Annotated in this window: 11 protein-coding genes; 6 read left to right on the forward strand and 5 right to left on the reverse strand. The window is 66.7% G+C overall.

The window, feature by feature from the left end:
- Nucleotides 1-156 precede the first annotated feature (156 nt).
- The gene (locus KM176_RS23975) at nt 157-645 is read right to left on the reverse strand and encodes an SRPBCC domain-containing protein (RefSeq protein WP_160897144.1); all 489 of its coding nucleotides are present in this window, start codon (nt 643-645) and stop codon (nt 157-159) included.
- Between the two features lie 123 nt (nt 646-768).
- Between KM176_RS23975 and dnaE the strand changes: the two genes are divergently transcribed.
- Nucleotides 769-4293 (forward strand): DNA polymerase III subunit alpha, encoded by a 3525-nt coding sequence (gene dnaE, locus KM176_RS23980; RefSeq protein WP_160897145.1) that lies wholly within the window; start codon nt 769-771, stop codon nt 4291-4293.
- 44 nt (nt 4294-4337) lie between these two features.
- On the opposite strand, the gene KM176_RS23985 is transcribed toward dnaE, so the two are convergent.
- On the reverse strand, nt 4338-5513 hold the full coding sequence (locus tag KM176_RS23985; protein ID WP_160897146.1) for a hypothetical protein: 1176 nt from the start codon (nt 5511-5513) through the stop codon (nt 4338-4340).
- A gap of 212 nt (nt 5514-5725) precedes the next feature.
- Entirely contained in the window at nt 5726-5929 is a 204-nt protein-coding gene (locus KM176_RS23990) for a SlyX family protein (protein WP_160897147.1), read from the reverse strand.
- Nucleotides 5930-6135: 206 nt separating this feature from the next.
- Here KM176_RS23990 and hisS point away from each other — a divergent pair, with 206 nt between their 5' ends.
- From hisS to hisG, 3 genes are read left to right on the forward strand one after another with little or no spacing between them, the layout of a single operon-like run.
- Entirely contained in the window at nt 6136-7635 is a 1500-nt protein-coding gene (hisS, locus tag KM176_RS23995) for a histidine--tRNA ligase (protein ID WP_160897148.1), read from the forward strand.
- Entirely contained in the window at nt 7635-8744 is a 1110-nt protein-coding gene (locus KM176_RS24000) for an ATP phosphoribosyltransferase regulatory subunit (protein WP_160897149.1), read from the forward strand. Before hisS ends, KM176_RS24000 begins: the two co-directional genes overlap by 1 nt.
- Nucleotides 8741-9436, forward strand: a complete 696-nt coding sequence (hisG, locus tag KM176_RS24005; protein ID WP_160897150.1) for an ATP phosphoribosyltransferase — start codon at nt 8741-8743, stop codon at nt 9434-9436. The genes KM176_RS24000 and hisG overlap by 4 nt, the downstream gene beginning before the upstream one ends.
- Nucleotides 9437-9562: 126 nt before the next feature.
- Here the strand turns inward: hisG and KM176_RS24010 are convergent, their stop codons facing one another.
- Together KM176_RS24010 and KM176_RS24015 are read right to left on the reverse strand one after the other, a co-directional pair.
- On the reverse strand, nt 9563-9931 hold the full coding sequence (locus KM176_RS24010) for a hypothetical protein (protein WP_160897151.1): 369 nt from the start codon (nt 9929-9931) through the stop codon (nt 9563-9565).
- An 84-nt stretch (nt 9932-10015) separates the two neighbouring features.
- Entirely contained in the window at nt 10016-10444 is a 429-nt protein-coding gene (locus KM176_RS24015) for a DUF1489 family protein (RefSeq protein WP_160897152.1), read from the reverse strand.
- 221 nt (nt 10445-10665) lie between these two features.
- Here KM176_RS24015 and KM176_RS24020 point away from each other — a divergent pair, with 221 nt between their 5' ends.
- Both KM176_RS24020 and KM176_RS24025 read left to right on the forward strand, forming a co-directional pair.
- Nucleotides 10666-12951 (forward strand): adenosylcobalamin-dependent ribonucleoside-diphosphate reductase, encoded by a 2286-nt coding sequence (locus tag KM176_RS24020; protein WP_160897153.1) that lies wholly within the window; start codon nt 10666-10668, stop codon nt 12949-12951.
- Between the two features lie 316 nt (nt 12952-13267).
- Nucleotides 13268-13516 (forward strand): hypothetical protein, encoded by a 249-nt coding sequence (locus KM176_RS24025; RefSeq protein ID WP_160897154.1) that lies wholly within the window; start codon nt 13268-13270, stop codon nt 13514-13516.
- The last annotated feature ends 310 nt before the right edge of the window (nt 13517-13826 follow it).

Consider the following 13826-nt stretch of genomic DNA (forward strand, 5'->3'; position numbering starts at 1 on the left):
ATGTAATCTTCCGCCGCCTTACCCCGATGCCCCGTTGATCCCCTCGATGCGGCGTAGAAGGGGAGGCTTATGTCGTATTTTGCCCCAGAAGAGCGGCCGCCGCGCGTCTTTGCAAGCCCCGGTATACCGGAAGCGGAAATGGCGTGACGGCAGGGCCTAAGCTTTCAGCTTTTGCGCTTCGGCGGCAAGCTGGTCGGTCGCGGCGTTCCAGCCGGTGTCAAATCCCATCTCTTCATGGGTCTTTCGGTCCTCCTCCGTGGCATGGCGCACAAGCGCCTCGTAAAGCGTGCCCCCGGCGCTGGGGGTGAAGCTGATGAAGCCGGTCATGAAACCGCCCGGCTTCGGGCGGAACCCGGGCCCGAGCGTATCCGTGAAAACCAGCAGCCGCCAGGGCAGGGCCTGCAGCACGCAGCCCTCGCTGGCGATCTCGGTGCCGTCGGGCATCTCCATCCGGGTGAAGAAGCGCCCGCCCGCAAAGGGTTCGACCCGGGCTTCGGTGGTGCGCACCGGGGCGGGGGTGAACCAGCGTTGCAGCAGCGCATCCTCGGTCCACAGCCGCCAGGGCAGGGCCGGCGGGCAGTCGAGCCGGCGCACCAGCGTCAGGTCCAGCGCCGGATCCGGCGTCACCGTGTCGAACAGGCTCATCATTTCCTCCCGGGGCCTGCGACCCCCGGGGTCAGGATCGGGCGGCACGCGATTCCGTGCAAGCGGCAATGCCATGCAGGGGTGGTCTTGTTGCGGGCGGGCGGCGGCAATACCATCGTCCCCATGACAGCGCCCCGATTCATCCACCTCCGCGTCCATACCGAATATTCCCTGCTGGAAGGGGCCATGCGGCTGAAGAAGCTGCCCGGCCTCTGTGCCGCGGCCGAGATGCCGGCGGTGGCCGTGACCGACACCAACAACCTGTTCTCGGCGCTGGAATTTTCCGTCACCGCCTCGGGGCAGGGGATCCAGCCGATCATCGGCTGCCAGGTGGATGTGCTGTGGCACCGCCCCGAGCCCGGCGAAAAGCAGAAACCCGCCGCCCCGGTCGTGCTGCTGGCGCAGACCGAGAAGGGCTACGAGAACCTGATGGAGCTGTCTTCCTGCCTTTTCATCGATGCCGGGGGCGAACCGCCCGCGGTGACGCTGGAAGAGCTGGAAAGCCATGCCGAGGGGCTGATCTGTCTGACCGGGGGCGCCGACGGTCCGGTGGGCCAGCTGCTGCAGACCCAGCACCGCCCCGAGGCCCAGGCCCTGCTGACGCGCTTTGCCAAGATGTATCCCGACCGGCTGTACGTGGAGCTGCAGCGCCACCCGGTCGACGGCGGGCTGCCGCAGAACGAACGGCTGACCGAGCGCGGCTTCCTCGAGATGGCCTATGCCATGGAGCTGCCGCTGGTCGCCACCAACGACGTCTATTTCCCCAAGCCCGACATGTACGCCGCCCATGACGCGATGATCTGCGTCGCCGAGGGCGCCTATGTCGACCAGGCCGAGCCGCGCCGCCGCCTGACGCCGCAGCATTACTTCAAGTCTCCGCAGGAGATGGTGACGCTGTTCGCCGACCTGCCCGAGGCAATCGAGAACACCATCGAGATCGCGCAGCGCTGCGCCTTCATGGCCTACAAGCGCAAGCCGATCCTGCCGCGCTTCGCCGATGACGAGGTGGTCGAACTGCGCCGCCAGGCCGTCGAGGGCCTGAAGCAGCGCCTTGCCGTGATCCCCCATGCGGTCAGCGTGGAGGATTACGAGGCCCGGCTGGAGTTCGAGCTGGGCATCATCGAGGGGATGGGCTTTCCGGGCTACTTCCTGATCGTGGCCGACTTCATCAAGTGGGCGAAGGACCACGGCATCCCGGTCGGGCCGGGGCGGGGCTCGGGCGCGGGCTCTCTGGTGGCCTATGCGCTGACCATCACCGACCTCGATCCGCTGCGCTATTCGCTGCTGTTCGAACGCTTCCTGAACCCCGAACGGGTCTCGATGCCCGACTTCGACATCGACTTCTGCATGGATCGCCGCGAAGAGGTGATCCGCTACGTGCAGGAACGCTACGGGCGCGACAAGGTGGGGCAGATCATCACCTTCGGTGCACTGCTGTCGAAGGCGGCGGTGCGCGACATCGGGCGGGTCCTGCAGATGCCCTTCGGCCAGGTGGACCGGCTTTCCAAGCTGATCCCGGTGGAGGGGGTGAAGCCCGTCGGCATCGCCCAGGCGCTGCGTGACGAACCCCGCCTGCGCGAGGAGATCAAGGAGACCGAGCAGGACATCCGCGACGGTCGGGTGAACCCCGCCAAGCGCCTCTTCGAATATGCCGAGCAGGTCGAGGGGCTGCTGCGCAACGCCTCGACCCACGCGGCGGGCGTGGTGATCGGGGACCGGCCGCTGGACCATCTGGTGCCGCTCTACCAGGATCCCAGATCCGACATGCCGGCGACGCAGTTCAACATGAAATGGGTCGAACAGGCCGGTCTGGTGAAGTTCGACTTCCTAGGCCTGAAGACCCTGACGGTGATCCAGAACGCCATCCAGCAGATCCACGGTGGCGGTCGCGACCTGCACGTGGCCGCCGATGGCACGCAGCTCTATGATCCGCCCCCCGGCGGCGAGAACGAGATCAACCTGATCCCGCTCGACGATCCGAAGACCTACGAGCTTTATTCCCGCGCGCGCACGGTTGCAGTGTTCCAGGTGGAAAGCTCGGGCATGATGGATGCCCTCAAGCAGATGAAACCCACCTGCATCGAGGACATCGTGGCTCTGGTGGCGCTGTATCGTCCCGGCCCGATGGAGAACATCCCGGTCTATTGCGAGGTCAAGAACGGCCTGAGGGAGATCACCTCGGTCCACCATACGATCGACCACATCCTTGCGGAAACCCAGGGCATCATCGTCTACCAGGAACAGGTGATGCAGATTGCCCAGGTGATGGCGGGCTATTCCCTTGGCGGCGCCGACCTGCTGCGTCGCGCCATGGGCAAGAAGATCAAGGAGGCCATGGACGCCGAGCGTCCCAAGTTCGAGGAAGGCGCGGCCAAGAACGGTGTCGATGCCAAGAAGGCCTCCGAGGTCTTCGACCTGCTTGAGAAATTCGCCAACTACGGCTTCAACAAGTCGCACGCCGCCGCCTATGCGGTGGTCAGCTACCAGACCGCCTGGCTGAAGGCGAACCATCCGGTCGAATTCATGGCCGGCGTGATGAACTGCGATATCCATCTGACGGAAAAGCTGGCGGTCTATTTCCAGGAAGTGAAGAAGGCGCTGGCGCTGCCCTACACGCCGCCCTGCGTGAACCGTTCGGACGCGACCTTCCGGGTGATCGACGGCGCGCTGCACTATGCGCTGGGGGCGCTGAAGAACGTCGGCGTCGAGGCGATGGAGCTGATCGTGCGCGGTCGTGCCGGCAAGCCCTTCGCCAACCTCTTCGATTTCGCCCGCCGGGTGGAGCTGAAGAAGGTCGGCAAGCGCCCGCTCGAGATGCTGGCCCGCGCCGGCGCCTTTGATGAGCTGGACCGCAACCGCCGCCGGGTCTTCGACAGCCTGGAAGGGCTGGTCGGCTATTCCGCCGCCTACTGGGAGCAGAAGAATTCCAACCAGGTGTCGCTGTTCGGCGATGGCGGCGACGACCTGCCCGAACCGCGGCTGAGCGCCGCGCAGGACTGGATGCCCGCCGAACGCCTGGCCGAGGAATTCAAGGCCATCGGCTTCTACCTTTCGGGCCATCCGCTGGACGATTACATGGGCGCGCTGAAACGCAAGAAGGTCATGACCATGGACGAGGTGATCCGCGCCGCCCAGGGCGGGCCGCTGGTCGCCAAGATCGCCGGGATCGTCACGGGGCGGCAGGAAAGGAAGTCCGCGCGCGGCAACCGCTTTGCCTTCGCCCAGCTGTCCGACCCGACGGGGGGCTACGAGGTGACGCTGTTCTCCGATGCGCTGGAAGCCTCGCGCGAGTTCCTGGAGAACGGCTCCAAGGTGGTGGTGACCTGCAAGGCCGAGGTGGTCTCGGATCAGCTGAAGCTGCTGGCGGATTCGGTGGTGCCGATGGACCAGCTTGTGGCCGATGCCGGGGCCATCGGGCTGAAGATCTTCCTCAGCGATGCCTCGGGGCTGGGGGCGGTGCAGGGGGTGCTGGAAGGCGCGGTGCAAAGCGTGCGCGGCGTGCAAAAGGGGCCGATCCACTTCTGCCTGGTCGACCCCAGCCTGCCCGGCGAGGTCGAGATCGACGCTCATGCGGACTTTCCGATCACCCCGCAGGTCAAGGGCGCGATCCGCACCCTGCCCGGGGTGCTGACGGTCGAGGAAATCTGAGCGGAGCCGCCGGAGGGCGGCCCCGGAACGCCCCGGAGGGGGCCTCAGAGATCGGGCAGATCGGTATCGGCCGAGCCGAGACTGTCGAACTCGGCCCTGATCGCGGCGGCTTCCCTGTGCGACCAGGTCAGCCAGAAGCTTTGCCACAGCGGCGTGGGATCAACGATCGACAGCCGGAAATCGCGCACCGTGCCACTGCTTTCATCCGCGTCGATGCGCACCGAGAGGGTCGGGCCGCAATAGACATTGACGGTGCCGCGCCTTTCGTGGGGACGTATCAGGGACCCGTTCCGCTCGAACGGGACATGGCGGTAGGAAATCGTCTGGTGCGGGCCCTTGATCCGGCAGGGCTGGCCATCGGTCATGTTGCCGCCATCCGCCGCATAGGAACGCGCGGCGCGGCCCTCGCGGTAGGGCGGGCCGTATTTCTTTGCCAGGGCCTCTTCCAGCGCCCCGACCGAGGTCGGGCTTTCGGGGCTGTTCATCCGCTGCACCAGGCTGACCCGTTCCGGCAGGTCGTTCCAGCCCATCGCGGGGGTGTACTGCACCGAGATCCGGTCGGCAAAGGCCGCGTTGCCCAGGGGGCGGCGGCCCCAGACCTCTTCCTGGATGCGGTAGCCGCTGCCGCGTCGCGCGTAGCGCTTGCCGGTGGGGGCAAAGCCGGCGTCCTTCAGCAGCGTCTCGGTCTGGGGCCGGGTCATGCCGGGGCTGATCCCGAGGATGTCGAGCCCCGCGACCGGGGCATGCAGATCCTCGGGGCGGGGCGGGCGCAGGGTCCCGCTGAGGGTGATGTCGGGCAGGTTCGACAGGATCGGGGCCAGATCCGCCGCCGGGGCCAGCGTCAGCGTCTGGGCATCGCTGCGCGTCAGCGCGAAGGCCACTTCGGCAGGGCAACCCTCGGAGGTGGAGGTTGCGGTGTTGAGGTAGCTTTGCCCGGGGCCGTGTTCGCTGCTGTGTCCGTTCCCGGCGCCGTTCAGCCGCATCACGTAGTGGCATTCGAGCGAGCCGAGGTCGAACCAGCGCCGCGCCTCCAGGTCGAAACGGGCCAGATCCCCGATGGCGGTCAGGCGCAGCTCAAGCTGACCGCCCTTGCTGCTGCGGTAGCCCCCGCCCCAAAGCCCGTCGGTGGGAGAGGGGCCGGCAGAGGGCTGGGCATGAAGCGCGGGGGCTGTGGCAAGGCAAAGCCCGACCGCGCCGGCAAGGGCGTGTCGTGCGAACATCGGGGTCTCCGGAAAACTGTGGCAGTGCGTACAGAGTTTTCGGAGAGGCCTCCGGGGTCAACCCGACGCGCATTGGCGTCAGGTCGTATCGGCGGGGATCCGTTGATCACGCGGGCGTGAATGGGCGTGATCCTGCCGGGATGGCGCTAACAGAGCGCACGGGGTTGCGGCAGGGCCCCCGCTTGCCGGGGCGTTCAGTCCTGCCGGGGCGTTCAGTAATGCGGCGGCTTCTCGTCGCCCATGTAGATGCCGGAGCCGGCATCGGCCTCGCGGTGGGCCTCGCGCTCCATCAGCAGCTGGACGCGGCGGGTCAGCAGCGCGATCTCGGTTGCCTGTTTCGCCACGGTGTCCGAGAGGTCCTCGACCGTGCGGGTCAGGTGGGCGATCTGTTCTTCCAGGGCGGACGTGTCGGACATGGGGGTCTCCTTTGCGGGGGCGGTAGCGCAGGGGGCGCAGGCTGGCAAGGGAAAGCTGGCGGGGGAACGGGCCTGCGGCCCGGCCTCCGGCGGGGATATTTGGGGCCAGATGAAAGAGCCTGTTTCCGGGAGGCGCATGGCATTGCTTGCCCCCTCAGGCAGTCTGGGCTATGCCGCCCACGCGATCCAGAACGCAGGAAAACATGATGGCCAAGGTGAAGAAGACGCCGCGTCCGAAGGCGGAGACCCCGAAGGGCTTCCGGGATTACTTCGGCGCAGAGGTGACGGAACGGACGGAGATGCTGGGCAAGATCGCCCATGTCTACCATCGTTACGGCTTCGACGCCCTGGAAAGTTCCGCGGTGGAGACCGTCGAGGCACTGGGCAAGTTCCTGCCCGATGTCGACCGGCCGAACGAGGGCGTCTTTGCCTGGCAGGAGGTCGACGAGAAGGACACCGCCGAGGAGAAGCGCGGCGACTGGCTGGCGCTGCGCTATGATCTGACGGCGCCGCTGGCCCGCGTCTATGCCCAGCACCGCAACGACCTGCCGACCCCCTATCGCCGCTACGCGATGGGCCCGGTCTGGCGCAACGAGAAGCCCGGCCCCGGGCGGTTCCGCCAGTTCTACCAGTGCGATGCCGACACGGTCGGGGCGCCTTCGGTGGCCGCTGATGCCGAGATCTGCGCGATGCTGTCGGACTGCCTGGAAACCGTGGGGATTCCGCGCGGCGATTACATGGTGCGCATCAACAACCGCAAGGTGCTGAACGGCGTGCTGGAGGCGATGGGCGTGTCCGACGAAGGCCAGCAGGCCGATGTGCTGCGCACTATCGACAAGTTCGACAAGGTGGGCGAGACCGGCGTGCGCGAGCTGCTGGGCAAGGGACGTCTTGATGCCTCGGGGGCCTATATCGACGGCGTGGGCCTTGCGGCCTCTCAGGCCGAGCCGGTGATCGCCTTCCTGACCTCGAAAGGCGCCGATGCGGGCGCGACGCTGGCGAACCTGCGCGCCGCCATCGGCGGATCGGCCGTGGGCGCCGAGGGCGTCGACGAGCTGGAGATGATGGCCAGCCTGCTGGATGCGCAGGGCTATGGCGGGGACCGGGTGCAGATCGACCCCAGCGTCGTGCGCGGCCTTGGCTATTACACCGGGCCGGTCTTCGAGGCCGAGCTGACTTTCGAGATCTTCGATGAGAAGGGCCGCAAGCGGCAGTTCGGATCGGTCTCGGGGGGCGGGCGCTATGACGACCTGGTGAAACGCTTCACCGGCCAGAGCGTGCCCGCGACCGGCGTGTCGATCGGGGTGGACCGTCTGCTTGCGGCGCTGCGCGAAAAGGGCCGCATGGGCGGCCGCGTGCAGGGCCCGGTGGTGGTGACCGTGATGGACAAGGACCGGATGGCCGACTACCAGTCCATCGTTGCCGAGCTGCGCAACGCCGGGATCCGCGCCGAGGTCTACCTGGGCAACCCGAAGAACTTTGGCAACCAGCTGAAATACGCGGACAAGCGCGAAAGCCCCGTCGCCGTCATCGAGGGCGCCGACGAGAAGGCCCGTGGTGTCGTGCAGGTCAAGGACCTGATCCTGGGGGCGAAAATCGCCCAGGAAGCGACGCTGGAAGAGTGGAAGGAACGCCCCTCGCAATTCGAGATCCCGCGCGCCGAGCTGGTCGCGAAGATCCGCGAGATCCTGGCGGAGCACTCCTGATGGCCTGGCTCAGCCCTGAAAAGGCGCAGGTCCTGGCCTGTGCCGCCGCCCTGAGGGCGGAATTCGAGGCCGCGGGCGCGGTGGTGGTCGAGGCGCCGATCCTGGTGTCGGCCGGCGATCTGCTGGACCTTTACGGCGAGGACCTGCGGGCCCGCGCCTACACCACCTCGGACACGCTGCGGGGCGAGCAGATGCTGCGCCCCGACTTTACCGTGCCGGTGGTCGAACAGCACATGAAGCAGGGCGCCGAACCCGCCCGCTACACCTATTCCGGCGAGGTCTTCCGCCGCCAGGAAGAGGACGAGGCGCGGGCCAACGAATATGTCCAGGTGGGTTTCGAGATCTTCGACGGCGCCGATCCGGCGGCTGCCGATGCCGAGGTCTTTGCCCGGCTGCGCACTGCCGTGGCGCCGCTGGGGCTGAAGGCCACAATGGGCGACATCGGCATCCTGATGGCCGCGGTCGAGGGGCTGAACACCTCGGAGGCGCGCAAGGCGGCGCTGCGCCGGCACCTGTGGCGCCCGGCGCGCTTCAAGGCGCTGGTCGAGCGCTATTCGGGCCGCAGCCCGATGCCGGCGGCGCGCAAGGCGCTGCTGGCCTCGCGCGATCCGCTGGCCGGTGCGGGCCCCGAGATCGGCCTGCGCAGCCTTGACGAGGTGGTGGGCCGCATCGAGGCGCTGCGCGCCGATGCCGCCCTGCCGCCGATCCCGGCCCATGAGGTCGAGCTGCTGGAGGCGCTGCTTTCGGTGCGCGAGACGCTGCCCCATGCGCTGGAGCAGCTGCGCGACATCGCCGTCGACATGCCCGCCATCGTTCCGGCGGTGGACCGGCTGGGCCGGCGGATGCAGGCCATGGCGGCGCGGGGGATCGACATCGAGACCCTGGAGTTCGAGGCCGCCTACGGGCGCACCCACATGGAATATTACGACGGTTTCGTCTTCGGCTTCGTGGTCGAGGGGCGCCCCGACCTGCCGGCGGTGGCCTCGGGCGGGCGCTATGATGCGCTGACCCGCGAGGTGGGCCGCCGTCTGGGGCGCCCCGAGGGGATTCCGGCGGTGGGCGGGATCATCCGCCCGGGCATGGTTCTGGAACTGGGAGGCCGGGCATGAGCATCAAGCTGGGTGTGCCCTCCAAGGGCCGTCTGATGGAGAAGACCTTCGACTGGTTCGGCCAGCGCGGCGTGACGCTGAGCCGGTCCGGATCGGACCGGGAATATTCCGGCAAGGTCGAGGGGATCGAGGGCGTCGAGCTGGTGCTGCTGAGCGCCGGGGAGATCCCGCGCGAGCTGAATGCCGGGCGCATCCATCTGGGCGTCACCGGCACCGATCTGGTGCGCGAGAAGCTGGGCCAGTGGGACCAGCGGGTCGAGGAAATGGCCGAGCTGGGCTTCGGCCATGCCGACCTGATCATCGCGGTGCCGCAGTTCTGGGTCGATGTCGACACGATGGACGACCTTGACGCGGTGGCGGCGGCCTTCCGGGCGCGCCACGGCTTCCGGTTGCGCATTGCCACCAAGTATCACCGCCTGGTGCGGGACTTCCTGCGTGAACGCGGCGTGGCGGATTACCAGCTGGTCGACAGCCAGGGGGCGACCGAGGGCACGGTGAAGAACGAGACCGCGGAAGCGGTGGCCGACATCACCTCGACCGGCGACACGCTGCGGGCGAACCACCTGAAGATCCTCTCGGACGGGCTGATGCTGAAAAGCCAGGCGACGCTGTTCCGCGCCCGCCGGGCGCCGATGCGCGACGAGGACCGCCGGGTGCTGGCCGAGCTGGAAGAGCGCCTGGGCATCGACTGAGGCCCCGGGCCGATCTTACGGATCCGGGAACAGGGCCGCGCGGGACAACCCGGGCGGCCCTGCCTTTGAAGGATGCCTCCGGCGGGGATATTTCTGGCCAGATGACAGGGAGGCCTGCCGGGACGGTCAGTCCGGGGGCATGCGGGCGCGCAGGCAGCTGGCGTAACCCTCCGGGTCGGCCGCCTTCAGCCGGTCGAGGGCAAGCGTGGCGGCGGCCAGGTGCAGGTCCTTCTTGGCGGTGTCGATGCGCTCCGAGAGCGCCTGCAGCTTGCGGAGCCCGGGCTGGCTGTCCTTCGTCTCGGGGGCGAGTTCGAGGAGCGCGCCCATGATCGCGTCAAGCTGGGTGCCGTAGCTGGCCACATGGGCGTGGATGTAGCTTTCGGTGGCCGGGTCCCCGGCGATGTCGTTCGAGAACAGGCGTGGTTCGATGTTCTGCGTCACGTCGCCCGAGAAGGGGGCCTTCCAGAAGGCGAAGATGGACGAAAGCGGGTACACGGCCGGCCCCTCCCTGTGGTTGCCTGACCGCAAGTGCAACACCTTGTTGACCCATGGTCAAGACGGGCGCGGGTCTTTCGGGCGTCACAGGACGCCGATGCGCGCCAGTTCGGCGGAGAGTTCGGCCGGCAGGTCGTCATCGGCGGCACGCTTCGCGGTGAGGTCGCGCGGCGCATCCTCGGGTTTGAGGTAGCGCCAGCCCTGGAAGGGGCGCTTCAGGGCAGGGGAGGTGCGCACCAGCTGCGGGTCGAGCACGACGGCGCAGCGGCGCAGGCCGTCGCCGGCATCGACCTCATCGAGGCGCAGGATCCGTTGCCGGGCCTGGATGCTGCCCTTGATCACCCAGTAGATCGATCCGCCCGCCAGAAGCTCTGCCTCTTTCTTGGGCCACATGCGGGTCACGTGGCGCGGCAGCCCGTCGCTGGTCTGGGCATGGGCCGTGGCCTGCCAGGCCGCGAGGTCCTCGACGCTTTCGGTTCCGACACTGAGTTTGACGAGGTGGATCTGGGCCATGGATGTTCGATTACAACAAAGTGGCAAGGGGGTAAATGCGCCGGGACCAGTATCTGGGCGTTGCAGCGGGTGTGAGACGGGATAGGGCTAGGGACAGTGTTCGCAACTATTGTCGGGCCCTATATATTGCGTTATTCAGAGGGCCCGCCCCGGGCCTGCTGCGGCTCGGCTGGCGTTGAAAATCGCGTTTTACCAGTCACTTCACGCTTAGGGAATCTGCCATGACCCGCTTTGCTGCCCCCATCGCCGAACAGGTTTGGGACATGAAATATCGTCTCAAGGATGCAGATGGGACGGCCGTCGATCGCACGGTCGAGGACAGCTGGCGGCGCATTGCCCGCGCGCTGGCCGCGGTGGAGCAGGATCCCGCCACCTGGGAAGAGAAATTCTACGGCGCGCTGGAGGACTTCAAGTTCCTGCCCGCGGGCCGCATCACCGCAGGCGCCGGCACCGCGCGCCGCGTGACGCTGTTCAACTGCTTCGTCATGGGCACCGTGCCGGATTCCATGTCGGGCATCTTCGACATGCTGAAGGAAGCCGCGCTGACCATGCAGCAGGGCGGCGGCATCGGCTACGACTTCTCCACCATCCGTCCGCGCGGCGCCGACGTGAAGGGCGTGGCGGCGGATGCCTCGGGCCCGCTGAGCTTCATGGATGTCTGGGACGCCATGTGCCGCACGATCATGTCGGCAGGTTCGCGCCGCGGCGCGATGATGGCGACCATGCGCTGCGACCACCCCGATGTGGAGCAGTTCATCGAGGCCAAGCGCGACCCCGCGCGCCTGCGGATGTTCAACATGTCCGTTCTGGTCACCGACCCGTTCATGGAAGCGGTCAAGGCCGATGCCTCGTGGGATCTGGTGTTCGACGGCAAGGTCTACCACACCGTGCAGGCGCGCGACCTGTGGAACAAGATCATGCAGGCGACCTATGACTACGCCGAGCCGGGCGTGATCTTCATCGACCGCATCAACAAGGCCAACAACCTGAACTACTGCGAGACCATCGCGGCGACCAACCCCTGCGGCGAGCAACCCCTGCCGCCCTATGGCGCCTGCCTGCTGGGCTCGATCAACCTGGCGCGTCTGGTCGCCAAGCCCTTCACCAAGGGCGCGACGCTGGACGTCAAGGCCCTGGACGAGCTGGTCCGCATGGCCGTGCGCATGATGGACAACACCGTCGATGCCTCGAACTTCCCGCTGGAGGCCCAGGCGCGCGAGGCCGAGGCCAAGCGCCGCATCGGTCTGGGCGTCACCGGTCTGGCCGACGCGCTGCTGATGGTCGGCCTGCGCTACGGCTCGGATGAAGCTGCTGCGAAGACCGAGGAATGGCTGCGCGCCATCGCCCGGGCTTCCTACCTGGCCTCCGTCGATCTGGCGAAGGAGAAGGGTGCCTTCCCGCTGTTTGACAAGGACGCCTACCTGGCCTCCGGCACCATGCAGATGATGGACGAGGATGTGCGCCAGGCAGTGGCCGAGCACGGCATCCGCAACGCCCTGCTGACCTCGATCGCGCCGACCGGCACGATCAGCCTCTATGCCGGCAACGTATCCTCGGGGATCGAGCCCGTCTTCGCCTATGAATACACCCGCAAGGTGCTTCAGAAGGACGGCTCGCGCACCGAGGAGAAGGTCGTCGATTACGCGGTGAAGCTGTGGAAGGACCTGAAGGGCGACGCGCCGCTTCCCGACTACTTCGTCAACGCCCAGACCCTGGCCCCGCTCGATCACGTCAAGATGCAGGCGGCGGCGCAGAAATGGATCGACTCGAGCATCTCGAAGACCATCAACTGCCCCGAGGATATCGACTTCGAGTCCTTCAAGGATGTCTACATGCAGGCCTATGAAACGGGCTGCAAGGGCTGCACCACCTACCGTCCGAACGACATCACTGGCTCGGTCCTTTCGGTCGAGACCAAGAAGGAAGAAGAGAAGCCCGCGATGCCCGCCGAGGGCGGCGAGGTCGTCTACATGGCCGACCCGCTGGACCGTCCGCAGGCGCTGGAAGGCAACACCTACAAGCTGAAGTGGCCCGACAGCGAACATGCGATCTACATCACGATCAATGACATCGTGATCGGCGGCCATCGTCGTCCCTTCGAGGTCTTCATCAACTCGAAGAACATGGAGCATTACGCCTGGACCGTGGCACTGACGCGGATGATCTCGGCCGTGTTCCGCCGTGGCGGTGACGTGAGCTTCGTGGTGGAAGAGCTGAAGGCGGTCTTCGATCCGCGTGGCGGGGCTTGGATCAAGGGCAAGTACATCCCCTCGATCCTGGCGGCGATCGGCGGCGTGATCGAGCGTCACCTGGTCGAGACCGGCTTCATGGAGAGCGAGGGCCTGGGCCTGAAGGAAGACCCGGCGGCACAGGTCGTGGGCCTGGACGGCGGCGCTTCGGTAACGCAGAACCGCGGCAAGGCCTGCCCCTCCTGCGGACAGTACACGCTGCAGATGGTCGAGGGCTGCATGACCTGCACCTCCTGCGGCCATTCCAAGTGCGGCTGAGGGCCTGGTTGCAGTGAGTCAGAGAAAGCAGATGAATGCGCAAACGGAAGCATAAGTCTGCGCAAGGGGTGTCAAGGGCGAAACGTACCGCCTGGTGCCCCTGGGCTGCTCTCTGAAGGACGATGATAGAGGCGCCGGGGCAGACGCTCCGGCGCCTTTCGTGTATGAAGGGGATGTGCGGTTCGTGGCATGAAGCGACGGATCCGGCGGAGGGCCGTTGTGACCTCCCCGTATGAGCCTGAGCATGGCCCAGTGGGGCTGGCTTGCGATGGTGAGACCCTGGACACGAGGTCGCTTGGAAGCGGTGGGAACTCCGATGAAGACCATGAAGCCGACGCAAGCTGTCGCTACGATCCTGAGCCGCTATCAGCGTCGGAGAAATTGTCAGGTGCCCGTCACAGCAACGGACGTCTACGGCGACACCATTGCTCGCGTCTGTGGAGACGACGTTGACCTCGACCCCGTCGAACGGGGCCTCATCCATCTAAAGCGCCAGAGGGTGATTTCCGGCCGCAGACTGGTCAACCTCCTTGCTCGCCACCAGCGCGAGATCAGGCCTGAGTGAGGCATCGCGATGCCTTCCGCGTCAACGCTACCTACAGAGAAACGAAGCGTCACGGCTCTGGGGGGAATGGTAGGCGTCAAGCGACCCATAAATCCCGCTCACGTCCGGCGCAGCATGACGATCTGCGCTGGCACGAAGGGCGGATCCGGAAGTTCGCCGCAGGCGCGCACGCACCCTTGCCAGGACATGGAAGCAGATGGGGTGGATGGCTCCCGCTCCCGGCGTCGCAATGCGCCATACTGCAGGTGTCAGAATCTGCGATTGAGAGGAGCCATCCCATGCAGGTTACCACTGTCGGCCTCGACCTGGC

Source organism: Pseudooceanicola endophyticus (genome assembly GCF_018760365.1).
GTDB lineage: Bacteria > Pseudomonadota > Alphaproteobacteria > Rhodobacterales > Rhodobacteraceae > Pseudooceanicola > Pseudooceanicola endophyticus.

Bases quoted from the DNA above. Each gene is read 5' to 3' on its own strand.
- KM176_RS24020 (WP_160897153.1), top strand. From the start codon at position 10,666: ATGACCCGCTTTGCTGCCCCCATCGCCGAACAGGTTTGGGACATGAAA.
- dnaE (WP_160897145.1), top strand. From the start codon at position 769: ATGACAGCGCCCCGATTCATCCACCTCCGCGTCCATACCGAATATTCC.
- KM176_RS24015 (WP_160897152.1), bottom strand. From the start codon at position 10,444: ATGGCCCAGATCCACCTCGTCAAACTCAGTGTCGGAACCGAAAGCGTC.
- KM176_RS23990 (WP_160897147.1), bottom strand. From the start codon at position 5,929: ATGTCCGACACGTCCGCCCTGGAAGAACAGATCGCCCACCTGACCCGC.
- KM176_RS23985 (WP_160897146.1), bottom strand. From the start codon at position 5,513: ATGTTCGCACGACACGCCCTTGCCGGCGCGGTCGGGCTTTGCCTTGCC.
- KM176_RS23975 (WP_160897144.1), bottom strand. From the start codon at position 645: ATGAGCCTGTTCGACACGGTGACGCCGGATCCGGCGCTGGACCTGACG.
- hisG (WP_160897150.1), top strand. From the start codon at position 8,741: ATGAGCATCAAGCTGGGTGTGCCCTCCAAGGGCCGTCTGATGGAGAAG.
- hisS (WP_160897148.1), top strand. From the start codon at position 6,136: ATGGCCAAGGTGAAGAAGACGCCGCGTCCGAAGGCGGAGACCCCGAAG.
- KM176_RS24000 (WP_160897149.1), top strand. From the start codon at position 7,635: ATGGCCTGGCTCAGCCCTGAAAAGGCGCAGGTCCTGGCCTGTGCCGCC.
- KM176_RS24025 (WP_160897154.1), top strand. From the start codon at position 13,268: ATGAAGACCATGAAGCCGACGCAAGCTGTCGCTACGATCCTGAGCCGC.